Annotated in this window: 27 protein-coding genes; 8 read left to right on the plus strand and 19 right to left on the minus strand. The window is 64.1% G+C overall.

Going from position 1 to position 25300, the window contains the following annotated elements; translation table 11 throughout:
• Positions 1–7: 7 nt before the first annotated feature.
• From X739_RS156935 to denD, 4 genes are all read left to right on the plus strand, one after another.
• Positions 8–694, plus strand: a complete 687-nt coding sequence (locus X739_RS156935; RefSeq protein ID WP_023781297.1) for a GNAT family protein — start codon at positions 8–10, stop codon at positions 692–694.
• A gap of 14 nt (positions 695–708) precedes the next feature.
• Positions 709–1677 carry a cation diffusion facilitator family transporter gene (locus X739_RS156930; protein WP_023781298.1) on the plus strand — a complete coding sequence of 323 codons (969 nt, stop codon included), beginning with the start codon at positions 709–711 and terminating at the stop codon, positions 1675–1677.
• Between the two features lie 89 nt (positions 1678–1766).
• A complete protein-coding gene (locus tag X739_RS156925; RefSeq protein ID WP_015315870.1) occupies positions 1767–1976 on the plus strand; it encodes a hypothetical protein in 210 nt (69 codons plus the stop codon).
• 12 nt (positions 1977–1988) lie between these two features.
• Entirely contained in the window at positions 1989–2969 is a 981-nt protein-coding gene (denD, locus tag X739_RS156920; RefSeq protein WP_023781299.1) for a D-erythronate dehydrogenase, read from the plus strand.
• 38 nt (positions 2970–3007) lie between these two features.
• Here denD and X739_RS156915 read toward each other — a convergent pair whose 3' ends face one another.
• The 4 genes from X739_RS156915 to X739_RS156900 form a co-directional block, all read right to left on the minus strand.
• Positions 3008–4237: a nickel/cobalt transporter gene (locus tag X739_RS156915; RefSeq protein WP_084056212.1), complete on the minus strand. Its 1230-nt coding sequence runs from the start codon at positions 4235–4237 to the stop codon at positions 3008–3010.
• A gap of 14 nt (positions 4238–4251) precedes the next feature.
• Positions 4252–4920, minus strand: a complete 669-nt coding sequence (locus X739_RS156910; RefSeq protein ID WP_023770477.1) for a DUF1007 family protein — start codon at positions 4918–4920, stop codon at positions 4252–4254.
• 164 nt (positions 4921–5084) lie between these two features.
• Complete coding sequence (locus X739_RS156905) at positions 5085–5984, minus strand: LysR family transcriptional regulator (RefSeq protein WP_015315874.1); 900 nt, start codon at positions 5982–5984, stop codon at positions 5085–5087.
• A 3-nt stretch (positions 5985–5987) separates the two neighbouring features.
• A complete protein-coding gene (locus X739_RS156900) occupies positions 5988–7184 on the minus strand; it encodes an amidase (RefSeq protein WP_023770476.1) in 1197 nt (398 codons plus the stop codon).
• Positions 7185–7726: 542 nt separating this feature from the next.
• On the opposite strand from X739_RS156900, the gene odc2 reads away from it, so the two are divergent.
• Both odc2 and X739_RS156890 read left to right on the plus strand, forming a co-directional pair.
• Positions 7727–8860 (plus strand): ornithine/lysine decarboxylase, encoded by a 1134-nt coding sequence (odc2, locus tag X739_RS156895; protein ID WP_023770475.1) that lies wholly within the window; start codon positions 7727–7729, stop codon positions 8858–8860.
• A gap of 97 nt (positions 8861–8957) precedes the next feature.
• Positions 8958–9527, plus strand: a complete 570-nt coding sequence (locus X739_RS156890) for an N-acetyltransferase (protein WP_023793914.1) — start codon at positions 8958–8960, stop codon at positions 9525–9527.
• 90 nt (positions 9528–9617) lie between these two features.
• Here X739_RS156890 and X739_RS156885 read toward each other — a convergent pair whose 3' ends face one another.
• The 7 genes from X739_RS156885 to flhA form a co-directional block, all read right to left on the minus strand.
• Positions 9618–9902, minus strand: coding sequence for an SCP2 sterol-binding domain-containing protein (locus tag X739_RS156885; RefSeq protein WP_015315878.1), 285 nt, complete (start codon positions 9900–9902; stop codon positions 9618–9620).
• 185 nt (positions 9903–10087) lie between these two features.
• Positions 10088–10609 (minus strand): hypothetical protein, encoded by a 522-nt coding sequence (locus tag X739_RS156880; protein WP_023770474.1) that lies wholly within the window; start codon positions 10607–10609, stop codon positions 10088–10090.
• Between the two features lie 29 nt (positions 10610–10638).
• Positions 10639–11064, minus strand: coding sequence for a hypothetical protein (locus X739_RS156875; protein WP_023793917.1), 426 nt, complete (start codon positions 11062–11064; stop codon positions 10639–10641).
• A 13-nt stretch (positions 11065–11077) separates the two neighbouring features.
• On the minus strand, positions 11078–11650 hold the full coding sequence (locus X739_RS156870) for a rod-binding protein (RefSeq protein WP_023770473.1): 573 nt from the start codon (positions 11648–11650) through the stop codon (positions 11078–11080).
• 81 nt (positions 11651–11731) lie between these two features.
• On the minus strand, positions 11732–12124 hold the full coding sequence (locus X739_RS156865) for a hypothetical protein (RefSeq protein ID WP_023770472.1): 393 nt from the start codon (positions 12122–12124) through the stop codon (positions 11732–11734).
• 1 nt (position 12125) lies between these two features.
• The gene (gene fliR, locus X739_RS156860; RefSeq protein WP_023770471.1) at positions 12126–12878 is read right to left on the minus strand and encodes a flagellar biosynthetic protein FliR; all 753 of its coding nucleotides are present in this window, start codon (positions 12876–12878) and stop codon (positions 12126–12128) included.
• Positions 12875–14962, minus strand: a complete 2088-nt coding sequence (flhA, locus tag X739_RS156855; protein ID WP_023793920.1) for a flagellar biosynthesis protein FlhA — start codon at positions 14960–14962, stop codon at positions 12875–12877. The genes fliR and flhA overlap by 4 nt, the downstream gene beginning before the upstream one ends.
• A 115-nt stretch (positions 14963–15077) precedes the next feature.
• Here flhA and X739_RS156850 point away from each other — a divergent pair, with 115 nt between their 5' ends.
• The gene (locus tag X739_RS156850) at positions 15078–15377 is read left to right on the plus strand and encodes a putative quinol monooxygenase (protein WP_023793923.1); all 300 of its coding nucleotides are present in this window, start codon (positions 15078–15080) and stop codon (positions 15375–15377) included.
• A 231-nt stretch (positions 15378–15608) separates the two neighbouring features.
• Complete coding sequence (locus X739_RS156845; RefSeq protein WP_023793925.1) at positions 15609–17390, plus strand: chloride channel protein; 1782 nt, start codon at positions 15609–15611, stop codon at positions 17388–17390.
• 22 nt (positions 17391–17412) lie between these two features.
• Here the strand turns inward: X739_RS156845 and X739_RS156840 are convergent, their stop codons facing one another.
• The 8 genes from X739_RS156840 to flgK all read right to left on the minus strand — a co-directional run bounded on the left by X739_RS156840 (position 17413) and on the right by flgK (position 25277).
• On the minus strand, positions 17413–19056 hold the full coding sequence (locus X739_RS156840) for an MFS transporter (protein WP_023793928.1): 1644 nt from the start codon (positions 19054–19056) through the stop codon (positions 17413–17415).
• Positions 19057–19227: 171 nt separating this feature from the next.
• The gene (gene asnB, locus X739_RS156835) at positions 19228–21096 is read right to left on the minus strand and encodes an asparagine synthase (glutamine-hydrolyzing) (RefSeq protein ID WP_023770467.1); all 1869 of its coding nucleotides are present in this window, start codon (positions 21094–21096) and stop codon (positions 19228–19230) included.
• Positions 21097–21272: 176 nt separating this feature from the next.
• Complete coding sequence (gene fliQ / locus X739_RS156830) at positions 21273–21539, minus strand: flagellar biosynthesis protein FliQ (RefSeq protein WP_023770466.1); 267 nt, start codon at positions 21537–21539, stop codon at positions 21273–21275.
• Positions 21540–21552: 13 nt separating this feature from the next.
• Positions 21553–21960 (minus strand): flagellar hook assembly protein FlgD, encoded by a 408-nt coding sequence (gene flgD, locus X739_RS156825; RefSeq protein ID WP_023770465.1) that lies wholly within the window; start codon positions 21958–21960, stop codon positions 21553–21555.
• Complete coding sequence (flbT, locus tag X739_RS156820) at positions 21960–22403, minus strand: flagellar biosynthesis repressor FlbT (RefSeq protein WP_023770464.1); 444 nt, start codon at positions 22401–22403, stop codon at positions 21960–21962. Before flbT ends, flgD begins: the two co-directional genes overlap by 1 nt.
• Complete coding sequence (gene flaF, locus X739_RS156815; RefSeq protein WP_023770463.1) at positions 22400–22747, minus strand: flagellar biosynthesis regulator FlaF; 348 nt, start codon at positions 22745–22747, stop codon at positions 22400–22402. Before flaF ends, flbT begins: the two co-directional genes overlap by 4 nt.
• A gap of 28 nt (positions 22748–22775) precedes the next feature.
• Positions 22776–23819, minus strand: a complete 1044-nt coding sequence (locus tag X739_RS156810; protein ID WP_023793931.1) for a flagellar hook-associated family protein — start codon at positions 23817–23819, stop codon at positions 22776–22778.
• A 3-nt stretch (positions 23820–23822) separates the two neighbouring features.
• A complete protein-coding gene (gene flgK / locus X739_RS156805; RefSeq protein WP_023793933.1) occupies positions 23823–25277 on the minus strand; it encodes a flagellar hook-associated protein FlgK in 1455 nt (484 codons plus the stop codon).
• Between the last annotated feature and the right edge of the window lie 23 nt (positions 25278–25300).

The following is a 25300-nucleotide window of genomic DNA, read 5'->3' on the forward strand; positions in this document are numbered from 1 at the left end:
GTTTTCGGTGTCGGAAAATCTGAAAGACTGGCAGCCGCGCCCGCGCCCGGAGCGCAAGGTTCTGGAGGGCCGCTATGTCAGGCTCGAGCCATTGAGTGCCGCAACACATGGCGACGGCCTCCATGAAGCGTCTTCCGTGGCCGACGTCGACGGCCGCTTCGCCTGGCTGCCGGACTATCCGCCCGAAACCCGCGCCGCCTTCCAGCCCTGGCTGGACAAGGTGGAGGCGAGCGAGGATCCACTGTTCTTCGCCGTTGTCGACAAGCCAAGCGGCAAGGTCGCCGGCCGCCAGACGCTGATGCGCATCGATCCGACCTATGGCGTTATCGAGATCGGCAACATCTACTGGGGACCGCTCATCTCGCGCAAGCCGGCGGCGACGGAAGCGCAGTTCCTGTTCATGAAATACATCTTCGACGAACTCGGCTATCGCCGCTACGAATGGAAGTGCAACAACCGCAACGAGCCGTCGAAGCGCGCGGCGGAACGGTTCGGCTTCAAGTTCGAGGGTATTTTCCGCCAGCATCTCATCGTCAAGGGTGAAAACCGCGACACCGCGTGGTATTCGATCATCGACAAGGAATGGCCAGCTCTGCGCAAGGCTTATGAAGCCTGGCTCGATCCGGCCAACTTCGACGCCAATGGCCAGCAGAACCGCCGGCTCGAGGATTTTCGCGCGGAATTCGGCGCCTAACGGGAGTTTGCCATTTGGCGCATATCCACGATCACAGCGGGCACGATCACGGCGGCGGCCATGTGCATGGCTCGACGGACAAGAAGCGCGTGCTGATCGCGGCCTGCCTGACCGCCGGCTTCATGGTGGCCGAGGCGCTCGGCGGCCTGTTCACCGGGTCGCTGGCGCTGCTGGCCGATGCCGGCCACATGCTCGCCGACGCCATTGCGCTTGGCCTGGCCTGGTATGCCTTCCATCTGGCGGGCCGGCCGGCAACCGGCCAGCTCACCTACGGCTTCGGCCGCGTCAAGACGCTGGTGGCCTACACCAATGGCATCGCCATTTTCGTCATCGCGCTGTGGATCGTATACGAGGCGTGGGATCGCCTGCTGACACCGGCGCCGGTGCTGGGCAGACCGATGCTGGTGGTGGCGATCCTCGGCCTGCTGGTCAATATCGGCTCCTTCCTGGTGCTGCATGGCGGCGATCGAGACAATCTCAACATGCGCGGCGCCATCCTGCATGTGCTCGGCGATCTGCTCGGCTCGGCAGCCGCGATCGTCGCGGCACTGGTCATCCTGGCGACCGGCTGGACGCCGATCGACCCGATCCTGTCCGTGCTGGTCTCGCTGCTGATCCTGTCCACCGCATGGTCGCTGATGCGCGCCGCCGCCCACGTCCTGCTCGAAGGCGTGCCGCCAAGCCTCGATCGCGACCTGATCGCGGGGGACATTCAGGCAACGGTCCAAGGCGTGCGCGAGGTGCACCATATGCATATCTGGTCGCTCGACGGGTCGAGCAGCATGGCGACGCTGCATGCCTGCCTCAACGAGGGCGTCGATGCCCATCAGGCGGTCAGCGCCATCAAGAAGCGGCTTGCCAGCGAGCACGGCATCAGCCATGCCACAGTGGAACCGGAATTCGGCCGGTGCGCCGACGATGGCGACGACCATCATCACGAGCATGAGCACGATGCGGCCGCGCATCACGGCCACTATCACTAGGTCCGATCGATGGCCATTGATCGGACCTGCCTTAGGAGTCCTCCAGCTTTGCAACTCAGCTCGATGAACGACCGCCGTTCCGGTGCGGCATGATGGACCGTGACACGCGCAATGCGGCCATTGCGGCGGTTTGGATCATGCTTCTGTTCGGCATTGCCGCTTTCTACTTGCCGACCGTGATGTTGGCACTCGGCAGTTATTCGACCGTGCTGGCGGGTATCTTCGGCACCGTCTTCGTGCTGGCGTTTTTCCTGGTGTTCTGGTTGCGCGCGCGCACCCAGCGCAAAAATCGGAAGTAAGGGATATCGGACATGCGCATTCTGATCACTGGCGCCGCGGGCATGGTCGGCCGCAAGCTCATCGCCCGGCTGGCCAAGGACGGCACGCTGCGCGGGGAGAAGATCACCGCGCTCGACCTGCACGACATCGTGCCGCCGCAGGCGCCAGCCATGGATGGCGTCAGCGTCGCGCTGCACACGGGTGACCTTGCCGAAGCAGGCGCCGCGGAAAGCCTGGTTGTGTCGCGCCCCGATGTCGTTTTCCACCTCGCCGGCATCGTGTCGGGCGAAGCGGAAGCCAATTTCGACCTCGGTTACCGCGTCAATCTCGACGGCACGCGCGCGCTGTTCGACGCCATCCGGCTGGCAGGGTTTGCGCCGCGCATCGTCTTCACCTCGTCGATCGCGGTGTTCGGCGCGCCGTTCCCGGATGTCATTCCCGATGAATTCCATCCGACGCCGCTGACCTCCTACGGCACGCAGAAGCAGATGAGCGAAGCCCTGCTATCAGACTATTCCAGGCGCGGTTTCTTCGACGGCATCGGCATCCGGCTGCCGACGATCTGCGTGCGGCCCGGCAAGCCCAACAAGGCGGCCTCCGGCTTCTTCTCCGGCATCATCCGCGAGCCGTTGAGCGGCCATGAGGCGATCCTGCCGGTGCCGCGCTCGGTCGTGCATACCCATGCCAGCCCGCGCTCGGCGGTGAATTTCCTGATCCACGGCGCGGAGATTGACGGCGCAGCCGTTGGGCCGCGCCGCAACCTGACGATGCCGGGTGTCGCCGTCACGGTCGGCGAACAGATCGAGGCGCTGGAACGGGTGGCCGGATCGAAGACGACAAGCCTCATCCGAGAAGTTCCGGACGAGACGATCTGGGCGATCGTCGAGGGCTGGCCGACCCGCTTCGAGGCGCGCCGGTCAAGGGAACTTGGCTTCAGTGCCGAAAAGAGTTTTGACGAGATCATCCGCGCGCATATCGAGGATGAACTGGGCGGCAACATTCCCAGTTGGTAGCGCACGTTGCCTATCCCATTCCGACGGAATGGTAGGGTCTAAACGCTGCCCGTCAGGCTCGCAGACAGCAGCAGCAGTCCGAACAGAAAGACGAAGGCCGCGCCGCCGATCTCGACGATCGAGTGGATGCGGTTGCCCATGCGGCCGTCGCCTGCGAAATACACCGCCCAGTTCTTGGCGGTGACCGCCAGTGTGGCCAGGGCCGAGACGGTGATCGCGGTTCCGATCGACATTGCCAGCACTGACAGCAGGCCGCCGAGCCAGAGCCCGTTGAGCAGCGCGAAGCTGAGAACGATCAACGCACCGGAGCAAGGGCGGATACCGACGGCGGCCACCGCCGACCAGGCGGTGCGCCAATCGAAGCGGTCGCCCGACAGCAGCGCCGGATCGGGTGCATGCGAGTGGCCACAGGTGTCGCAGACCTCGCCGCCGGCGTGGCCGTGATGCGCATGATCATGATGATGCGCATGATCGTGCGCGCCATGGTCGTGATGGTGGTCATGCGCGGCGTGGTCGTGATGGTCGTGCGAATGTTCATGGACATGGTCGTCATGCCCGTGCTGAGCGTGCGCCGAATGGCTGTGCGCGGCATGCGAATGGCCGGCGTGGGAATGACCCGCGTGAGAATGCCCAGCGTGCGCGTGACCCGCATGCGGATGACCGACGTGCGCAGCCGACAGGCTGTAGGCGGGCCCTCTGCCAAACAGCCGCAGGATGGACGGGCCGAGCTTGCGCCACAACAGCCAGGCGCCGAACAGGGTGACGAAGACAAAGCTCATGATCTCCATGAACCAGGCCGCGTCGGTCATCGAGATCGCGGTGCCGCGCAGGACGAAATAGGCGACCGCCATCACCAGGATCGCCGTCAGGCCCTGCAGCAGCGCCGAGACGAAGGACAACAGGATGCCGCGCTTCAGCGCCACTTCGTTGGCCACCATATAAGACGAGATCACCGCCTTGCCGTGGCCGGGGCCGGCGGCGTGGAAAATGCCATAGGCGAAGGACAGGCCGATAAGTATCCAGATCTTGCTGTTGTCCTGGCGCATTGCCTTCATGGCTGTCGCCAGCGCGCGGTAGAATTCCTGCTGCCTGAGATTGATCCACATCAGGATATGGGCGAACGGACCGGTGGTGGGTGCCATGCCGTCATTGACGCCGATGCCGAGCGAACTCTGGGCGTGCGCGGCACTGGCGACATGCATCATGGCAAAGGTAAGGGCCAACAGGCCGACTGCCAAACGCGGGGACGGTTTCGAACAGTTGCCGATCAGGTTCACCGGATTTATCCTTCTGGCTGACAGGTCAGTTCGAGTTTGGTGGCAAAGATCTTGCTCATGTCGGTGCCTGTCGGATCGTTGAAGAAAGCATCCGTCAGGGTCTTCTGGTTTTCCTTGATCGCTTCGTCCGGGTCCGGCCGGATGACTTTGCTCGTGCAGTTCGACGGCAGGCCCTCGACGGCAATGTTGGAATCCTCGGTGAAGTCGATGGCCGTGTAGAAGGTCGGATCGTAGACGCCGATGTCGATCGTGCCGGACAGCTTGATCGGCACCTTAGGTTCGGACTCGAACAGGATGATCAATTGGTCGTTGTCGAAATTGGCCATCAGATGCGGCGGCGGCACCATCGTCACGTCCTTGCCGTTCTGCGTGACGAGCTGGAAATAATTGAACTCGGCCAGCGAGGCATGGACGGTGTCGGCGACATCCTTCAGCTCCTTGTCGTCAAGCTTCAGGTCGGAGTTCTTGTCGAACTCCATCATCACCGTACTCGAAAACAGATCGTCGAAGCGCCACAGATGACGCAACGCTTTCACACTTTGGTGATCCGGGGACAGGATCACGTCGAGGCGCGCCTCGGCGAAGACGTGCGGATGCACCTCGGCCGGCCCAACGGTGGCAAATGTCGCGGCCAAGGCCGAAGCCAGCATGATTGCGTGCCGTTTCAGATGCATTCGCGGTCGCGATTCCCTTGGCTTTCGAGAGCGTGGTCGAAGGTTACCAGAAAGGGGGCGAAATTGGGACTGCGGGCGCATGTCACCCAAAAGTGCGCGAGGCTTTGGGATAGCGCCACGTCTGCACGAGAGCTCAAAACGTGCGGTATCCAGGCTGGGGCAGGTCAGGCGCTTTCGCGCGTCCTGAACCACTGCACCAGGAAGTCGACGAAAACGCGCACCTTCGCCGGCAGATAGCGGCGGTGCGGATAGACGGCGAAGATGCCGCCGCCCGACAGGATGCGGTCGTCGAGCACCGCCACCAATTGGCCGCTCTTGAGGTCGGGCGCGGCGATGAAATCCGGCAGGATGCAAAATCCTAACCCCGACAGGGCCGCGGCCCGCGCCGCCATTGGGCTGTTAACCTCGATCGGGCCCGACACGGCGATGCTCACCGGATCGCCATTGTCGCCCTTGAACGGCCAGTTGTTCAGTCCGCGGCCATTGGTGTCGACGATGCAGGGCATATGGCCGAGATCCTGCGGTCGCGTCGGCATGCCGTGCTTGGCGATCAGCTCGGGAGAGCCGCAGAGCTTGATCGAAAACGGCGCCAGCCGCCTGGCGATCAGCGACGAGTTCTCCAGCCGCGAGATGCGCACCGCGAGGTCGAAGCCTTCCTCGACCAGATCGACGAAGCGGTCGTCGAGCTGGATGTCGAGCACGATGTCGGGATACTGCTTGGCGAAGTCGATCAGCGACTGGCCGATCGGCGCGTCGGCGAAGGTGCGCGGCGCCGACAGCTTGATGCGGCCACGCACGTCCCCGGAGGATTCGCGCACGGCGTCGGCCAGGCTGTCGACCTCGCGCACGATCTCCGAGGCGCGGCGGTAGTAGGTGTGACCGGCCTCGGTCATCGAGAACTGGCGCGTGGTGCGGTTCAGCAGCAGCGCGCCGAGCTCGTCCTCCAGCTCGCGCACGTATTTCGACAGCAGCGCCTTGGAGCGGCCGATCTTGCGTGCCGCCGCCGAGAATCCCTCGGCCTCCACGACGTCGATGAAGGCGCGCATGCGGGTCAGTGTATCCATTGTTCAGGCTCTTTGTGCTGCGTCGAGAAGTTTTCGGCCGAGCCGTATCAGGGCAATGTCGCTGCCGGAAGGGCCAAGCAGCGAGAGACCGAATGGAGCGCCGGCGACCGAGCCGATCGGCAAGGTGATTTGCGGAAAGCCGGAGAGCCCGCCCAGGCACAGGAGATGGAGCGCGCGTTCGCGGTAGGCCTGGAATTGCTCCGGTGTGCTGTCGACATAGGGTGCCGGGCCCGGCACTGTCGGCAGGACAAGAAAGCCGTGCTTGCCGAGCATGGCGCTGAGTTCGCCGCGGAAGGTCAGCCGGCGCACCTTCTCGGCCTGTGCTGTCCGGTCGTCGACCGCACGGCCAAAGCCGAACCGCTCCTCGACGCCGGGCCCGAGCTCGCGCTCCCCGCTGGTGATCCATTCGCCATGCACCGCCCAGGCCTCCCTGGCCTGCAGGCGGCGAAAGCACCAGTAGAGTTCGTCCGGGGACGAGCTGAAGTGCGTCGTCGGCGTCGCCGGCGTGCCGAACACCGTGGCCACCAGCGCCTTCATTCCGGCATATTCGGCGGCCGCCGGCGGGGCGACCATCTCGTCCAGCCAGCCGAGCGCAAGCGGGCGGTCCAGGGAATGCTGGTGCGGATCCCGGCCAAGCAGCAGCTTGCCGACAGTCTCATAGGTTTCGATGTCGTCGGCGAACCAGCCGAACGTGTCGAAACTCGGCGCCAGTTGCATGGTGCCGTCGAGGGAAATGCGGCCATGCGTGGTGCGCAGCCCGATCAACCCGCAGAAACTCGCCGGCGCGCGGATCGAACCGCCGGTGTCGGACCCCGTGGCAATGTCGGCCAGCCTGCCCGCCACCGCCGCCGCCGACCCCGACGACGAGCCTCCGGTGACGCGATCGGGAGCCGCGGGGTTCACCGGAAACGGAAAATGCGCGTTCTGGCCGAACAGAGCGAAGGCGAGTTCGTCGGTCTGCGTCTTGCCGATGAAGCGCGCACCGGCGTCGAGAATCGCCTGCACGGCCGGCGCCGTGCGCGAAGCGGCGTGGCCATTGGCGAATTTCTGCAAATTGCCGCAACCGGTGCGGTAGCCGGCAACATCGTAAATGTCCTTGACCGCCAGCCGCAGGCCGGCCAGGAGCCCAAGCTCGGCGTGCGCCACGGGCATCTGGCGAAGGTCGAGAAAGGCGTTGAAAGGGCCGTGCGTGCCTGTCATCGTTCGATATCCGTATACGGTTGCGCCAACATTGTTCGATGCCAGAAATTTTACAACCGGCGATACGATTTTTATTGATTGTGAAATGCTTCGCTCTTATATCGCCCTTGCCCAAAGTCGCACGTGCCTGTGGGTGTCCGCCGATCCTCGAATGGTGAGGGAAATCGGTAAGGTAACTGGAGCTAACCCCTCCAGTCGGTTTAGCGGCCAACCGCCAGACCGAGGACACCTTGAAGCAACGACGGTGCGGGCCTTTCTGGTTCTCTGCCGGTTGTCCAAAGACCGGGGTTACTGAAGAGGCACACCTTCATTGCCGGCAGTGCGGAACGGGGTTCTCCCAATCCAAGCCAAGGCAGACAAAGCGAACCGAAGCCGGGCAAGGCTAAGGTTCATCGCCGCGAGACGGCGTTTCATGGTTCCGGGGTCTCCACCGGCTGGTTCCGTGGATTTTCCGTCCCGCCTTTGTTTGACCGCGTGTTCGCGAGGCCGACAGCCCGCGCCCGCACCCTTGTGCGCGCCGAAAGGCGCGATGGAGAATCCCGATGGCCACACAGCGCATCCTCGACTTCCTCGCCACCCGACGTCCGTCCGGCCCCTGCCTCGTCGTCGACCTTGACGTCGTGCGCGACAATTTCCGCGCCTTCGAGAAGGCTCTGCCCGATTCCAAGATCTACTATGCGGTGAAAGCAAACCCGGCGCCCGAAATCCTGCGCCTGCTTGCTGCGATGGGCTCGTCCTTCGACACCGCTTCCGTTGCCGAAGTCGAGATGGCGATGGACGCCGGTGCGCCGGCGGACCGCATCTCCTTCGGCAACACCATCAAGAAGGAGCGTGACATCGCACGCGCCTACCAGCTCGGCATCAAGCTGTTCGCGGTCGATTGCGTCGAGGAAGTCGAGAAGATCGCGCGCGCCGCGCCAGGCTCCCGCGTGTTCTGTCGCGTGCTGACCGATGGCGAAGGCGCCGAATGGCCGCTGTCGCGCAAGTTCGGCTGCGTGCCCGACATGGCTGTCGACGTGCTGCGCCATGCCAAGGGCCTCGGTCTTGACGCCCATGGCGTGTCGTTTCATGTCGGCTCGCAGCAGACCGACCTGACCGCGTGGGACCGTGCTCTGGCCGACGCCAAGAAGGTGTTCGCGACGCTCGCGGAAGAAGGCATCGTGCTCAAGATGGTCAATATGGGCGGCGGCTTCCCGACGCGCTATTTGCGTGACGTGCCGGCGGCGCAGGCCTATGGCCAGGCGATCTTCTCGGCTCTGCGCAAGCATTTCGGAAACGCCATTCCCGAGACGATCATCGAGCCGGGCCGCGGCATGGTCGGCAATGCCGGCGTCATCAAGTCGGAAGTCGTGCTGATCTCGAAGAAGGCCGACAACGACAATGTGCGCTGGGTGTTCCTCGACATCGGCAAGTTCGGCGGTCTGGCCGAGACCATGGACGAGGCGATCCGCTATCCCCTCGTCACCCGCCATGACGGCAGCGAGACCGCGCCTTGCGTGCTCGCCGGCCCGACCTGCGATTCGGCTGACGTGATGTACGAGAAGACGCCCTATCCGTTGCCCTTGTCGCTGACCATCGGCGACGAGGTGCTGATCGAAGGCACCGGCGCCTACACGACCACCTACTCGGCGGTCGCGTTCAACGGCTTCGAGCCTCTCCGATCCTACGTGATCTGAGGGTTCGAAAGAACCACTCGGATCACCCCAGGTGGGCGCCTGTCGCCCGCTTGGGCTCGCCTGTGGAACAGATCTCCGCTCGCCAGGGATTGCGGAAATGGAAATGTCAGTCGAATTCGTAGCTCATGCGCCGGCCTTCGCCACGGTCGCCGAAACCGCTGCCGACGTGGCGGCGCGCGAAGCCTTGCTCGATCGCGCCATGGGGCCGAAGCGCAAGACCAAATCATCGGAGAAGCTGCGCCGCGGCCGCCGGCCCTCGGAGGGGCTTGCCTTCGCCGCACGCAATGCCTCGGGCGGCGTGGCCGGCACGGTGCGGCTATGGGACGTCACGCTGGGCGAGGGCGGTCCGGCAGCGCTGCTGCTTGGCCCGCTCGCCGTCGACCCGTCGTCCAAGAATGCCGGCATAGGCTCGGCGCTGATGCGGCATGCCATCGCGGAAGCCGTGCGCCTCGGCCACACTGTGATCCTGCTGGTCGGAGACGAGCCTTACTATGGCCGCTTCGGCTTTTCGGCCGCGAGGACCGGGGCGCTCGCCATGCCGGGGCCTTACGAACGGCACCGTCTGCTGGCCTTGGAACTGGTGGAGGGCGTGCTCGACGGCGCCAAGGGCACGCTGAAGGCGTCCGGCCGCAAGCTCAAGGCACAGGCGTCGACCCTGGCGGCGTGAGGGCTTAAGCGCGACCGCCTTTCAAACGAAACGCCGCCTCAAAAGGCGGCGTTTCGTTTATCTCGAGGTCGCTTCTGGCGACCGTGCCTGTCAACCGATCAACTGGCTCAGCGCCATGGCGACGGTCATGTCGCCTTCGACCTTTATCTTGCCGGTCATGAACGCCATGGTCGGGTTCAGGTCGCCCGCGATCAGCGAATCCAGATCGTCGAGCGACAGCTTGATGGTGCAGTCGGCGGGAGCGTCCGTGGTCGAGACGGTCGCGCCGTCGATGACGATGACGCCGTCGCTGCCGGTGTCGAACTTCACGGAACGGTCGAAGCCGCTGCTTGCCACGCGCGACTTGATCTTCTCGGCTATATCCTGAACGCTCACGCTATTCTCCCTGTCTGTTGCATCTGTCACGCGACGCACTTCGGTCCAGCCGAAGTCCATGCGGCATCCCTGGCGATCATGATCGCTGCCGCATATAGCTTCGAATTGACGTTTACGTCAACGCGGATTGCAGGGATTGGTCCCAACGCCGACCGTTCTAGGGCCACCGGTACTGGGCCGATGGCTCAATGCGCGCTGACCGGCTTGGGAGTCTCGGTCGCCGGGGTGCTGGCATCCTGCCGCCGGCGCAGCCAGTTGTCGCGGATCTCATCCTTGCTCAGGAAATTGACTTGGTCGATCAGGACCTCATGGACCAGGGTTGCGCCGACACGCGTGTTGATCGTGTCGCGGATCGCGGCGCGAAAGGCATCGAGGTCGAGCGTCGCCTTCTTGGTGAAGTCGATCTGGGGGTTGGCGTAGAGATAGCTGTAGACCTGATCGGTAATGAGAGCCTCGGCCGGGATCGACAGCTTCTTTATCTGCTCCGGCTCCACGGTGTAGACGAGCTTGGCCAGGAAATAGCCGTCGATCTTGGAGTCGTGGATCAGCGGCACCGAAATGATGTCGGTCTTCACGTAGTCCAGCCCGCCCAACATCGGCTTGGGCTTCTCACCGACGCCCTGTTCACCGGCGGCCTGGAACGAATAGAACACCGCGCCGAGCGTGGCGGCGCAGATCCAGACCGCTATGGCGATGACCTTGATCATTTTGAACCCGAGCCCGGCATTGCCGCGCTCTAACCTTTCATCCTGCCGAACTCGCCGGCGGAGTAGGTGCCGTCGGTCTCGGCGCGCTGGATGGCACTGCGCAGCAGGCTGGCGACCTCGTTGACGGCGCTCAGATGCGCCAGGATAGCAGCTTCGTTCTTCGCCAGCTTCTGGCGCAGCCGGGTCAGGCCCTCGCGGTGCTGCTCGAGGAATTCGGCTTCGCTGCCGCCCTTCATGGCACGGGTCAGCTCGTAGAGATAGCGGCTCTTGCGGGCGTTCGACGCCTTGAGGTCATAACTTGTATCGCTGCGGATGCCGGCGGTCTCTTGCTCGACCACCTCCTCGATGCGGCCGATGATGGCGGCAAGGTTTCCGGGCCGCGCGAAAGGAGTCGGTGCGTCCGACGCGGTGGTGCGCGCCGGCAGCTTGGCGGTGAATTCCGAAGAGTCGGCCATGTGTTTCCCAGTCCTAGATCTTGATGTCTGTTTTTTTGGTTGTCTCGTCGCCGGTCATCGACTTGGCGGCCTTGCGCTGCAACTCCTGGACGAGCGAAGTGGACAGACGGGTCTGCTGATCGATCTCGGTTTTTTCCGGCCCATTCGAGACCGGGCCGATCGGAACCTTGCGCTTGCCGTCCATGTAATGGTCGGCGAGCAGCGACTTGGCGATGCCGATGCCGCCGCGGTCAGCCATGACGTCGGCGACGCGCTCGGCGAGCTGCGATTTCCACATGTCGCCAGCTAGACCCGTGCCATAGACGCCCTCGGTGTCCTTGGGCAGCATGTTCTGGATGAAGGTCTGCAGGACCATCGCCTCGAACTTCTTGAACTTCTTGGCCGGGTCGGCTGTCGCGGCGGCCTTGTCCGCCGTCGCGCGCGACAGGACCGAGCCGGCATCGACCGAAGCCGCGGTGTCGACCGAAAACGTGCCGGCGACGCTGCCGGCGCGCTTGGTCAGCGCGGCGCGGGCAGCCTCGATATCCATCGGATCGGCAGCTCGGGCGACATCCATCACGATGTCGCTGGGTGGAGAAATCGCCAAGAAGGTCCGCCTTTTGCCGGGTTTCCTTAGCCAGGACCATGCCTCAACAAGCTTGTGGCAGGCTTGCGGGGAGTGGGAGGCCTATTCACCTGCTTCGGGATGTCGCTTCTGCGCGATCAGGTCCAGCCGCTCACGGTCTGATGCCTCGCGTTCGTGACGGTTGCGCAGGTCCTTGTAGGCGCGCTCGACCATGTTGGTGCGCGCGCTTGCCGCGGCGATCAGACCGGCTTCCTTCCTGGCGCTTTCCAGGCTTTCCTCCTGGCGCACGACGGCCTGGGCGATGCGGCGATGATAGAGATCGGGAAACAGGCTGGAGAGGGAATTGTCCTGGTCGAAATGGCCGATCAATTCGCGGGCTTCGGTCTCGGCGGCGCTTGCCTCGGCGACGAAGGTGGCGTGGCGGGTCTCGTGCAGGGCTTTCAGCTGTTCCTGCACCTTGATCAGTTTCCTCAGACGATCCTTACGCGTGCTCATGTCACCTCGCCAGCGTGAGGTCGACGAAGCCGTCGACGAACAGCGACAGCATGGTGCCGACGGCGAAATAGAAGATCAGCATGCCGCCGGCGATGACGAAGGGCTGCGAGATGAAATAGATCGGGATCTGCGGCGTCAGCTTGTTGACGAAGCCGATCGTCAGATTGACGAGAATGGCATAGGCGACGAACGGGCTGCCGAGGCGGATGACCAGGAAGAACGTGTCCGACACGGTGTCGGTGATGTCGACCAGCGCTGCCTGGGGGTTGAAGAAGACGTTGACTGGCGCGACCGTGTAGGACGCCACCAGGGCGCGGACGATCTCGTGATCGAAGTCGAAGACGAACAGCATCAGCAGCGCCGAGAATGAAATTATGGCGGCAAGGGCCGCCTGCGGCTCCGGTTCCTCGATCGCCGGTCCGCCGGAGCCGCCATAGCCGATCAGCATGGCGATGGCCGAGCCCATGAAGCGAAGCGCCTCCATGTAGAGCCTGGTCATGGCGCCGATCAGTCCGCCGACCAGCAACTCCGAGACGATCATCGGCACCAGGATCTGCGGACGCGGATCGACGAAGGGAAAGATCTTGTCCCACAGGAAGGCGAGCAGGCCGCCTGTGGCGGCGACCGCGACGAACAGCCTGACCTGCACCGGGACGCGGGCGCTGGACAGGCCCGGCATCAGCATGAAACAGGCACCGATGCGGCAGAAGGCGAGGAACGCCGCGATGACGGCGGCCTGCGAGAGAATGCTCACGATATGGTCCCGAGCACCCTGATCTCGACGCCCTTCGCGATTTCGACATGGGAGAGCACCGGCAGCGTGGTGAACAGGCGCTCGATGATCATGCGCACATAGGGGCGGGCGTCGGGCGCGGTGACGAGGACAAAACGCTCGCCGGCTTCGAGGTGTTTCTTGATCGCCTTGGTGGCGTCCTGGCCGAATTCCTCCAACTGGCGCGGATCGATGTCGAATTCGCGCACCTCGCCCTTGGCGTCGCGCTTGAGGCTCTGGTGGAAGGCGAGATCCCAGCGGTTGCCGAGGCGCAGCACCTTGAGCACGCCACCTTCGGAGAGGTCGCCGCAGATCTGCTGGGCCATACGGATGCGCACATGCTCGACGATCTGCTCGGTGCGGCGCACATGCGGCGCGATCTCGGCGATGGCCTCGATGATGAGATGCAGGTTGCGGATAGAGACGCGTTCGGCAAGCAGCAGCTTGAGCACCGCCTGCAGGCCGGGATAGGAGATGTGGGTGGTGCAGATCTCGTCGGCGAGCTTGCGGTATTCCTGATCTTGACGTTCGAGCAGCGCCTTCATGTCCTTGTAGGACAGGAGCTGCGGCAGATTGTTGCGGATGACTTCCGAGAGATGGGTGAGCAGCACCGACATGTTGTCGGCGAAGGTGAAGTTCTCGCGCTTCAGATCCTCGGCGAAGGTTTCCATGACGGAGTAGGCGCGCATGCCGAAGGCGGGCTCGCGAATTTCCTCGCCGGGGATTTCGGGTATGTCGCGGTTGCCGAGCAGCACCATTATCTCGCCGACGCGCATCGAATATTCGGCGACCACGGTGCCGTGCACCTTGATCTGATAGCTTTTCGGCGGGATGGCGAAGTCGTCGGCGACGCGGACTTCAGGCACGACGAAGCCATACTGCTGGGCGAATTTCTTGCGCATCTTGGACATGCGGAAGACCAGTTCCTGATGCGAGACCAGGAGCCGCGTGGAAAGCTGCTTGCCGATCAGCAGTTCGATCTCGGCGGTGGCGAGCGAGGCCTTGACCGAGTTCTTCTCTTCCTCGGCCTTGCTCGCTTTTTCCTGGCTCTTCACCGCCTCGGCCTCGGCGATGGCCCGGTTATGGCGCATTGGTATGACGTAGCCGAGGCCGGCCATGCCGGCGGCAAGCGCGAAGAACGGGAACAGTGGCAGGCCGGGCATCAGGCCGAGCAGCACCAGCAGTGCGGCCGCCACGTAGAGCGCGCGCGGGTGGGCGCCGAGCTGGCCGAACACGGCCTGGTTGGTCGAGCCGCGCGTGCCGCCCTTGGAGACCAGCAGGCCGGCGGCGAGCGAGACGATGAGCGCCGGGATCTGGGTGACGAGACCGTCGCCCACCGACAGCTTGATGAACACGTCGGCGGCCTCGCCCATGCCCATGCCGTGCCTGATGTAGCCGATGGCGATGCCGCCAACGATGTTGATGGCGGTGATAATGAGGCCGGCGATGGCGTCGCCGCGGACGAATTTCGAGGCGCCGTCCATCGAGCCGAAGAAGGAGGATTCCTCTTCCAGTTCGCGGCGGCGCAGCTGTGCGGTCTTGTCGTCGATCATGCCGGCGGAGAGGTCGGCGTCGATCGACATCTGCTTGCCGGGGATGGCATCGAGGGTGAAGCGCGCGCCGACCTCGGCGATACGGGTGGCGCCCTTGGTGATGACGATGAAGTTCACCACGATCAGGATCATGAAAACGATCAGGCCGATAACGAAATCGCTGGCCATCACCAGCTTGGAGAAGCCGGCGATGACATAGCCGGCGGCGTGCGTGCCCTCATTGCCGTGCGACAGGATCATGCGCGTGGTGGCGATGTTGAGCGACAGGCGCAGCATGGTGGCAATGAGCAGCACGGTCGGGAAGGACGAGAAATCGAGCGGCCGCTGGATCCACAGCGCCACCATCAGGATCAGCACCGAAAGCGCAATCGAGAAGGCAAGCCCGATGTCGATGAGAAAGGCCGGGATCGGCAGGAACAGCACGGCCAGGATGACGACGATGCCGAGCGCGAAGAAGACGTCGCGGCCGTTCTTGGCCACCGCGCCGGGCTGGATGCTTTCGCTGATCGCCATTCTCGTCCTCGAACCACAGGGCTGCCGAGCATGCGACAGCCCGGCGAGGGTAGCTGGCCAAGCTTGCGCGAGGGTGGGAGAGTGACGGGATCGACTCTCTCGCGAAGGACACTTCATGCTGCTGATCATCGGTACGATCCGCCTGCCGCCCGAGAGGCTTGACGAGGCAAGGCCGGCGATGGAGCGCATGGTTCGCGCCAGCCGCGCCGAGGACGGCTGCCTTGAATATTCCTATGCGCAGGATGTGCTTGATCCCGGCTTGATCAGGATCACCGAGGTGTGGCGTGCCAGACCGGCACTGGACGCGCATTTCCGCTCTCCGCATCTTGCCGACTGGCGCGCGAGCTGGCCGGGGCTTGGCATCGGCGAGCGCAATCTCGTGCTCTACGAGACCGGCGAAGCCATGCCGACCTGAGCGGTCCGGCGGCTAGGTCCTCGCCGGCTCCAGCTCGGTGTACGCATTGTGCCGAAAGGGCATGGTGAGTTCGCAACTGGCGGGCAGCCCCGTCGGCCCAAGGCGGGAAGGCCGGATCTGGCGGTTTCGCGGCCATAATGGCGCCTTGATGTCGGCATTGTGGTTGTCACGACGTGCCGCCCGGCGTATCAGGCGGGTCTTCCTTTGCCTTGATATCGGCGAGCCGTCGCGGTGCTTTCCAGAAACCAACCCCAAGTCTACGCCCGCCGGCTGCGCGCGGTGCTTTTGAGGTCAGTCCCTCTGCTGGAGGCGCGCGGCATCGCCGTCGTCGTGCTGGCGGGCGTTGTCGGCGTCATGGCTGGCATTCTGGTCACCGCGATGAGCCAGATCGTACAGGACCTGCACGGGCTGCTGTTCGGCGTTCAGCCCGGCGGCCGGCTGTCGGGCATGTTCTCGCTTGCCAATCCGATACAGGCGCTGATCCCGGCGATCGGCGGCATCCTGCTCGGAATATCGGTGATCTGGCTGAGGCTCCGGAAATTCCGCACGCCGGTCGATCCGATCGAGGCCAACGCCCTCTATGGCGGGCGCATGTCGCTGACCGACACCTTCATCATCGTCGTCCAGACGATGATTTCCAGCGGCTTCGGCGCTTCGGTCGGCCTGGAGGCGGGCTATACACAGGTCGGTTCAGGCGTCGCCTCACGACTGGCGCGCGCCTTCCGGTTGCGCCGCAACGATGTGCGCATCCTCGTCGGCTGCGGTGCGGCCGGCGCCATCTCGGCCGCCTTCGATGCGCCGCTGACGGGCGCCTTCTACGGCTTCGAGCTGGTCATCGGCATCTACTCCGTCGCCAATGTCGCGCCCGTCATGACGGCCGCGATTTCGGCGTCGCTGACGGCGGAAGTGTTCGGCGGCGTGCCCTTTCCGCTCGAGCTTTCAGGGTTGCCGCAACTCACTGCCAGCCAATATGTGCCCTTCCTGTTGCTCGGCCTGCTTGGCGGTGCTGCCTCGATCGCCATCATGCAACTGGTGACGTTGATCGAGCGCGGGTTCAACAGGCTGTCGGTCGATGCCTCGCTCCGTCCCGTCGTCGGCGGTGTCCTGGTCGGCCTCCTCGGCCTGGTCACGCCGCAGGTCCTGTCCAGCGGCCACGGCGCGCTGCATCGCGAATTCGCCATGAATTACGGGCTGGCGGTGGTGGCGAGCGTCTTCGCGCTTAAGCTGGCGGCGTCGGCGATCTCACTGGGTTCGGGCTTTCGCGGCGGACTGTTCTTCGCCTCGCTGTTCCTTGGCGCGCTGCTCGGCAAGGCGTTCGCCGGTGTCATGGCGCTCGTGTCGCCGGCGACCGGTATCGACCCCTCCGTCGCCGCCGTCGTCGGCATGACGTCGCTTGCCGTCGGTGTCGTCGGCGGGCCGCTGACCATGACTTTCCTGGCGCTGGAATCGACCCGCGACCTGACGCTCACCGGCGTGGTGCTTGCCGCCTCGATCATGGCGGCGATCCTGGTGCGCGAGACCTTCGGCTATTCGTTCTCGACCTGGCGGTTCCACCTGCGCGGCGAGACGATCCGCAGCGCCCACGATGTCGGCTGGATGCGCAGCCTGACCGTCGGCTCGATGATGCGCGAGGACATCAGGACCATCGATGCATCGACGACGCTGGCCGCCTTCCGCAAGGAATTCCCGTTGGGTTCGGCCCAGCGCGTGATCGCGGTCGACCCAGGGGATGAATATGTCGGCGTGCTGATCGTGGCCGAACTGCACAGCGATCCTTCCGGGGGCGAGGCGCTGGTGCGCGACCTTGCCCAGTACAAGGATGCCGTCCTGGTGCCCAGCATGAACGTGCAGGCCGCCGCCGAGACCTTCCAGCGCGCCGGCGCGGAGGAACTGGCCGTGGTCGAGGACTTCGCCGACCACATCGTGCTCGGGCTTTTGACCGAGGGCCATTTGATGCGGCGCTATGCGGAAGAGCTCGAGAAGGCGCGCCGGGACCTGTCGGGCGAGGGGTAGGCGCCGCGAACCTTCGAATTCGTCAGTGCTCAATCGGCCCCTTGGCCATCACCAACGCGGTGCCGGCGGTCGTCGGACGCTCGATGACGCGGCGCACGCGCGGCGGCTCGTCGCCCGAGTGCAGCGCCCGCAAGCGTTCTCCGACCATGGCGTCGGCATGGGTGATGCGACCGTTATGCCTGACATATTCGAGCCAGGTCGGCGTGTGGTAGTGCTCGATCCAGATCGACGGATTTTCGAGATCGCGAGCCAGTGTCCAGTTGCGGGCGCCGTCGCGGCGGCGGATGCGGCCGCGCTCGGCCATTGTGGCGAGGAATTCCGCCTCGTCCTCATGCCTGATGATGTATTCGATCATAATGGCGATCGGACCGCTGCGCGGCTTCAGGTCGAGTGCCAGGTGCGGCTCCTTGAAGCGATTCAGCGGGTCGAGGTTGAGCACCTGCTGTTGCGGCAGCGGCAGCACGAGGCCGATGGCGCCGCCGGCCAGCATGGCGATGGCCGCGGCGATCAGCGACGTCTCGGCGCCATGCGCGTCGGCGACGACACCCCAGATCCAGCTGCCCAGTGCTATGCCGCCGAAGGTTGCGGTCTGGTAGACCGACAGAACCCTGCCGACCACCCAGCGCGGTGTCGCCATCTGCACGGTGACATTGAAATGCGAGAGCGCGATCACCCAGCAGGCACCGCCGACCAGCAGGCCGAGCGAGGTCTGCCAGGCATGCTGGCTGACGGCGGCGTTGAATGCGCAGGCCGCAAAGCCGGCGAAGGCACAGCGCACCATCGTCTCGCTGGAGAGCAGTTGGCGCAGCCGCACGCTGATCAGCGCCCCGCCGACGGCGCCGATGCCGAAGGCGCCCAGCATGATGCCGTAGGTCAGCGCATCGCCCTTGACGACGTCGCGCGCCACCAGCGGCAGCAGCGCCAGCACCGCGCCGGCGCTGAAGCCAAAAGCGGCGCCCCTGACCAGCACCTTGCCGATATTGGGCGACATGGCGACGTAGCGCAGGCCGGCGCCCATGGCCGCCCCCAACGACTCGCGCGGCAAGGTCGAGGCCGGTAGATCCGGCTTCCAGCGTGCCAGCACGACGATAAGACCGACATAGCTCACCGCGTTCGCCGCGAAGGCCGCGGCCGCGCCGGCGGCCGCGACGATGATGCCACCGATTGCCGGGCCGACGCTACGTGTCAGGTTGAAGCCCATGGAATTCAGCGCCACGGCGGCAGGCACCTTGTTGCGCGGAACGATGTCGCCGACGGAGGCCTGCCATGACGGACTGTTGAGCGCAGTGCCGCTATCGATCAGGAAGGTAAAGGCCAGCAGCGTCCACGGCGTGATCAGGTCCAGATAGGTGAACGCGGTCAAAAGCACCGAAACGACCAGCATGAAGGTCTGCGCGACCAGCATCACCTTGCGGCGGTCGAAGCTGTCGGCGATGGCGCCGGCGACAAGCGCGAACAGCATGATCGGCAAGGTGGTCGAGGCCTGGACCAGGGCGACCTGGTAGGGCGAGGTGGCTATGGTGGTCATCATCCAGGCGGCGCCGACGCCCTGGATCAAGCCGCCGAAATTGGAGACGAGGCTCGCACCCCATACGGCCCGGAAGATGCCATGCCGGAACGGCGCCAGCGCCGAGACGCTTTCGCTATCGGGCTTCTCGTCAGTCATGGATGGGTTCCTGCCACGGCGCGCTGATCCTTGCGGGGATCCGTTTCCCCGCATGATTTGCCGAAACTATGGCATCGCGGCGCGAAGGGCGAATGCGTTGCTGGGAAGATCATGGTCCAACAAGGGGAGAGCGAAGGGCCACGGCGCGCCTTTGGCATCCAGCCTGCCGTTTCAACGCGCCTCGGCCACGGCCGCATGCAACGCTTCGCTCAGTTGGCCGGCGGACTGGCCGCCGGCATGGAGACGAAGGAAAAGCTCCATTCCCACCAGCCGAAGCCTCGACGGCTGGTCGCGCCTGGCCAGGTCGACCAGATCCGCGACCGAAGATGCCGGCCACTTCATCGCATCGCGCAGAAAGCCACCATTCAACAGGGTTTCGGTGCCGGTGGTAAAGTTCGCGGATACCTGAAAACCGTTCTTCCTGGCCTTTACATTCTGAACCGGAATGTGTTTTTCCGCCACCCTCTTCAAAAGCCACTTTCCCTGCTTCTGGCGGTATTTGTGGCGCCGAGGCAGATGGATCGCGAAGTCGATCAGCCGGTTCTCGAGGAATGGCACCCTGAGTTCCACCGAGGCCGCCATGCTGAGACGGTCATGCCGGTTCAGCAGATCCTGCAGATGCGAATACATGTCGTGAAGGCAGCATCCCAGGAAGGCGCGGTCGCCAAGCGGCGTCACCGGCTCCAGCCGGTCGAAGATCCTTGCCTGAAGGAAATTCAATTCCGGCGAAAGCGCCCTGAGCACGGCGTTGCGGTCCCAGCCATGGGCAAAGCCGATCGCGGTCCGGAAGGGGGCATGGCGCTGGCGCTCGAATCTGCGGGCGAGCTTGTTCCTGGACCGAAACAGCCGACCCGGCCAGGACCATGGCCGCCACAATTTCAGGCTGGCTTCCTGCCAGTCGTAGCCGCCAAAGAGTTCGTCGGCGCCTTCGCCGGTCAGCAGCACCTTGAAGCCATCGGCCCGGCATTGCTCGGCCAGCGCGAGCAGGCAGACATGGCTTGCATGCCAGCCGTCGCTTTCCAGATGCCAGATGGTCTTCGGCCACAGGTCGAGGAACCGGTCCTTATCGACCGGCACCCTGTTCAGCGGTACATGGGCGTGGCTGGCGGTACGCTGCGCGTCATCCGCCTCGCTGTGGCCAAGGCGGGGGTCGACGACATAGGCCGTCATCTCCGGCCTGAACCGTTTGGCCAGCGTGGTGACGAGGCCGGAATCGACGCCGCCGCTGCAGGCAGCGGCGAGGCTGGTGTCAGCGATGCAATGGAGCCCGACACTATCTTCGATCAACGCTTCCAGCGTTGCCATGTGCTCCGCGTCGGTGGCGGTATCGCCAACGATACGGGCGGCATCGAGCACGTCGAGGACATGCCAGAAACAGCGCTTCTCGACGCCCGCATCGCTGATCTTCCATAGAGCTGCCGGCGGCAGCCGCTCTATGCCCTGAAACAGGCTGGAACAGGAATCACGGCTTTGCCAAGCGAGGCGCAACGTGATTTCGCGCGCATCGATGGTTCGGGCGACGCCATCGCAGGCCAGGATCGCCTTATCCTCGGAGGCGAACAGGATCCGCTCACCCATTTCGGCAACCGACATCGGCTTGATGCCGAGACGGTCGCGCGCGAGCCACAGGGCGTCGGCACGGGCGTCGAAATAGGCGATGGCGAACATGCCGTCGAACATCGGGATGGCTTGGTCCGGCCCCCAATGGTGCAGCGCTTCGAGAACCACCTCGGTATCAGAGGCTGTCCGGAACCGCCTGCCTTCAGCCCGCAGCGTGTCCCGCAGCGAGCGATAGTTGTAGACCTCGCCATTGTAGACCAGCACGCCCTGGCCACAGGCGGTGAGCATCGGCTCGCGTGCCTGCGCCGACAGATCGATGATCGAGAGCCGGCGGTGACCGAGCGCCAGCCGGCGGTCGTTCCAACTGGCGTGGTCGTCTGGCCCGCGATGGACCAGCGCCTGCATCATGCGGGCGACGTCGGCAATGTCGCCGCCGCCGATCGGATCGCGTTTGCGCCAGACGCCGGCTATGCCGCACATGGAGTGCCGGGCTGGTTCAAGGGTGCGCGAGACCTCATCGAGACAATACCGCTATGTCAGGCCGACAAATCGCCGGATCATGGAACGGCACTCTAGCTGCAACCCGGCCGCCCGCAAGCCGTGCGCCATCCGGCGCAATATAGACGGAAGGGTCGAGCACCCTTGCTGGAAATCGCTCAGAAACCGTTCTGGATTCGCTCGAAGATGACATTGGTGAAGGCCGATATCTGGCCACCGATGAAGGGACCCGTAAGCGCCACCACCAGCATGATGGCGACGATCTTGGGCACGAAGGTCAAGGTGATTTCCTGGATCTGTGTCAACGCCTGGATCAAGGCGATGCCAATGCCGACCGCCATGGCGACCAGCACCACCGGAGCGGATGCGGTCAGCACCGTCCACACCGCATACTGGACGATGTCGAGTGCGTCGGCCTCGTTCATGTCGGCGGTTGGCCTAGCTCGCCGGCTTGATCGACACGCCCGCGCCGACGGGGACCGTGGTGCCATCCTGCAGCACTGCGATCAGTCCGTTGCTGCCAAGCGTCACCGACGCCACGGTGCCCGTTGTCTTGCCATCGGCCGAGGTGATGTTGCGGCCTATGAGAGCGTCGGCCTGCGACAGCGCCGAGGACTGCATGATCTGGTCGAGCTTGGTGTTGGCCTGCACCGATTGCTCGACCTGGGAGAAGGTGGCGAGCTGGGCGACATACGCCGTCGAATCCATGGGCTTGGTCGGATCCTGGTTCTTCATCTCCGCGATCAGAAGCTTCAGGAAGGACTGATAGTCGACCGCCGTCTTCGAGGTCGACGTGGTGGTCTGGTTGGCGCCAACCGGCACCGTCGTCGTCATGTCCACGGTCATCAGTATCGTGCTCCCACGGCCAGCGGGCGCGCGGCGCCCGAAACATCGTCATTGCCGCCAAGCGCACGGCGTTCCAGAGGATAAAGCGAACGGATCGCCTTCAAGGCCTCGTAAATGTGATCCTCGCCGACCATGCGGTCGACCTGTTTCAGCGCGCTGCCGATCTCGGCGTCTTCGAAACTTGCAATGAGCAGTGGCAGCGAGCGTCGGAACATCTCGCGCGCTTCGTCGGCACCAGTCGGGTTTATCAGCATGACCTGCACGATGAAATAGAGCTGCCGCAATGGCGTCGACGCGTCGTCTGCTTGGATCACATGGCTCTCGAGCAGGAACTGCACGTCGTTCATCAGCTCGATGGTGACCTTGCGGTCGACGCGGATGACCGCGCCGTTGATGTAGATCTTCTCATTGGGCTTCAGCGATAACTTCAACGTGTTGGTCATTGAATGCCGTCGCGGATGATCTGGGATACTTCGATCAGCCCCTCGAAATTGTCGGTGCGGCCCTGGCGGATGTCCTCGGCCTCGCGCAGCAGCCACAGGCCGATGGAGATCAGGTTGGCGCGCAATTCCTTGGGGAGCGCATTTTCGCTGGAGCCGAGATCCTCGACGAAGGTGGTCCAGACGCGATTGGTGAAATGCAGCGCCTCCACTGCCTCCATCGAATGCTGGCCGGCCGCGGCGGCGGCCGACAGCATGTCGATCGAGCGGGTCAGGAGGTCCCGCTCGCGGTCCTTGGCGTCCGTGACGGAGGTGCTCTGAACGTCGGCGTAGGAGAATTGGTACATCGGTGGCTCTACCGTTCCGCTGGAGGTGTCAGGTCAGGTAATTCAACAGGCTGAGCTGCTGCAGGCGCGCCGTCAGGGCGAAAGAGGTCTCGATATGCTGCGTCAGATTGGCGACGCGGGTCGCCGCTTCCGCCGGATCGACTGCCTCGAGATCCAGAATGTGCCGTTCGAACAGGTCGATCTGCGTCTTCATGCGGTCGCTGGCATCGGAGACGCGCTTCTGCACGATGCCGGTCTGGGATTGGACCTGCGCGATGCCGCTCAGCGCCTCGCCGACCAATTTCTGCGAGTGGTCGATGATGATGTCTTTCGCCGCCTGGCTGATGCCGGTGGCCATCAGGCTGGAGACCAAGGCCGCCGCCATGGCGAGCTTCCTGATGCCGTCGCTGTTGGCGCCGGTCGAGGTCTCGGTGGTTTCGTTGAGCGCGATGCGGCTAACGATCTGCGGGTCGGTGGCATTCGACATGTTGGTCTGCCAGCCCGAACCGACGAACTGCGGCGTGACATCGTTGGTGATGAAATCGTCCATCTGGGCCGCGGTGATGTTGGCTGCGGCCGGGTCATTGGGCGTGAAGCCGAATTTGGCGAGGAAGGAGGCGTCGAAGGCAGCCTTGGCGGGAGAGCCGGCGGCCGTGAAATCGTTGATCGGCTTGACGTCGGTGTTGGTGCCAGCGAACAGATATTCGCCGTTGACGCTGGTGTTGAGGATCGACGTAAGCTGCTGGATCGTTGTCTGGCCGGTCGATTGGGTCAGGCTGTCGGAGTTGTCGCCCGACGACGCGGTGGTCAGGCTGGACAGGAAAGTCTGCGCGACGTTGGAGAGCTGGCCGAGCGAGGTCTGGGTGGATGAGAGCCGGGCGGCCACCAGTCCGTTGGAATCGACAATGACGTTGAGCCGGTCGAGGTCGCGCGAAAAGGTAACGGATTGGGCGGTACGCCCACCAAGTGCCAGACCGACATCGGCGACCTTGCCGGTCGAGGACTCTTTCGTGGCTTTGACGAGATCGGCCTGCATGCGCATCTGCTGATAGCGCATGGCATTCGTAAGGGCAGCAGAGGAGACAAAGGTCATGGCTTATCCCACCGCGCTCAACAGCGCCGTCATCATGTCGTCGATGGTCTTCATCATCCGGGCGGATGCCTGATAGGTGTGCTCGAGATCGAGCATCAACGACATTTCCTGATCGACATTGACTCCGGTTGCGTTGGACAAGGCATCGGCACTGCGCTGAGCCAGGGCTTCCTTGGCGTCGGCGGCGGCCGAAGCCTGCTGACGAACGCCCTGCAACCAGCCGATCGAATTGGCGGTATAGTCGGCAACGCTGGAGGTTGCCGAAATCCCGGCCGAGGGATCGAACGTCATCGGTTTGTCGAGCTGGTCGCCATAGGCGACCAGGAGGTTGGAGTATGAAGCCCCTCCGGTGGTGTTGGCGACGTAGGCGGCGCCGTTGGCGCCCCCATCGCGCAGCAATGTCGGGTTGCCGCCGGTGCTGGGATCCATCGCGGCATTGATCTTGATCGTTCCAGCAAGGCCGTCGACGAGCGTGCCCGCGGCTGGCACCGCCGGTGCGCCCGACCAGGTGAACAGGCCCGCCGCGTTGGGCATCGACGGCGCCGTTTCGGCAAAGGCGGTGATCAGGCCACGCGCGGTTTCGTCGAGCTGGCTCTGCATGGTCGAGGCGACGCCGTCGCGCAATTGCAGCAGGCCGGCAATCGTGCCGCTGGCTGTGGTGTTGCCGCCGCTGCCCGCCGAGACCGGTACGTTGTCGATATAGACCGTGTTGCCGGCCGCACCCGCGGCATAGCCCGAAGACGGAGCGAAGCTGACGGTGCGTGGGATCGTCTCGAACAATGTCGTGCCGTCACCCGTGGTGATGACCATGTCGTTGTCGCCACGCGTGAAGGTCGACACCGGAATGTAATTGGCGATCTTCTTCAACAATGCGTCGCGTTGGTCGAGCGCATCGGAAACGTCGGTGCCGGAACGGGTTCCGGACATGACCGCGATGTTGGCATCCTGGAACTGGTTGAGCAGCGAATTGAGATCCTTGACGGCGGTATCGATCTGGCCGTCGGTTTGGGTACGAAAGTCCTGAATGGCCTTGGAGCCTTCATTCAGGGACCGCACGACCTGTTTGGCCGCGTCGATCACGCTCGAGCCAAGATTCTGGTTGGACGGCGAGGTGGCGTATAGCTGCAGCGCCTGCTGCAGATTGCCGATCGCTGTCGAAGGCGAGGAGGCATTGTCGACGCCATTCACCGATACGTCGAGCTGATCCATGCCGTTGTAAAGCGCGCTCTGGCCGGCGTAGGCGGACAGAGCGCCGAGGTTCTGGCGAAACAGCAGATCGTTCGCCGCACGCTGGACATCAACCGAACGCGCGCCGGGCGTCGTGCTGGTGACCAGCGCGATGCGGCGCGAATAGTTCGGATTGTCGGCGTCCGCCACGTTGCGCGTGACGACGCTTGTCTGCCGCGAGGTGGCCAGAAGCGCCGATTGGGCGATGCTCAGTGCGGAGGAAAGCGACATGCTGGTCTTTCACGGGCGAAGCC

The organism is Mesorhizobium sp. LNHC209A00 (genome assembly GCF_000502915.1).
In the GTDB taxonomy this organism is placed as follows: Bacteria; Pseudomonadota; Alphaproteobacteria; order Rhizobiales; family Rhizobiaceae; genus Mesorhizobium.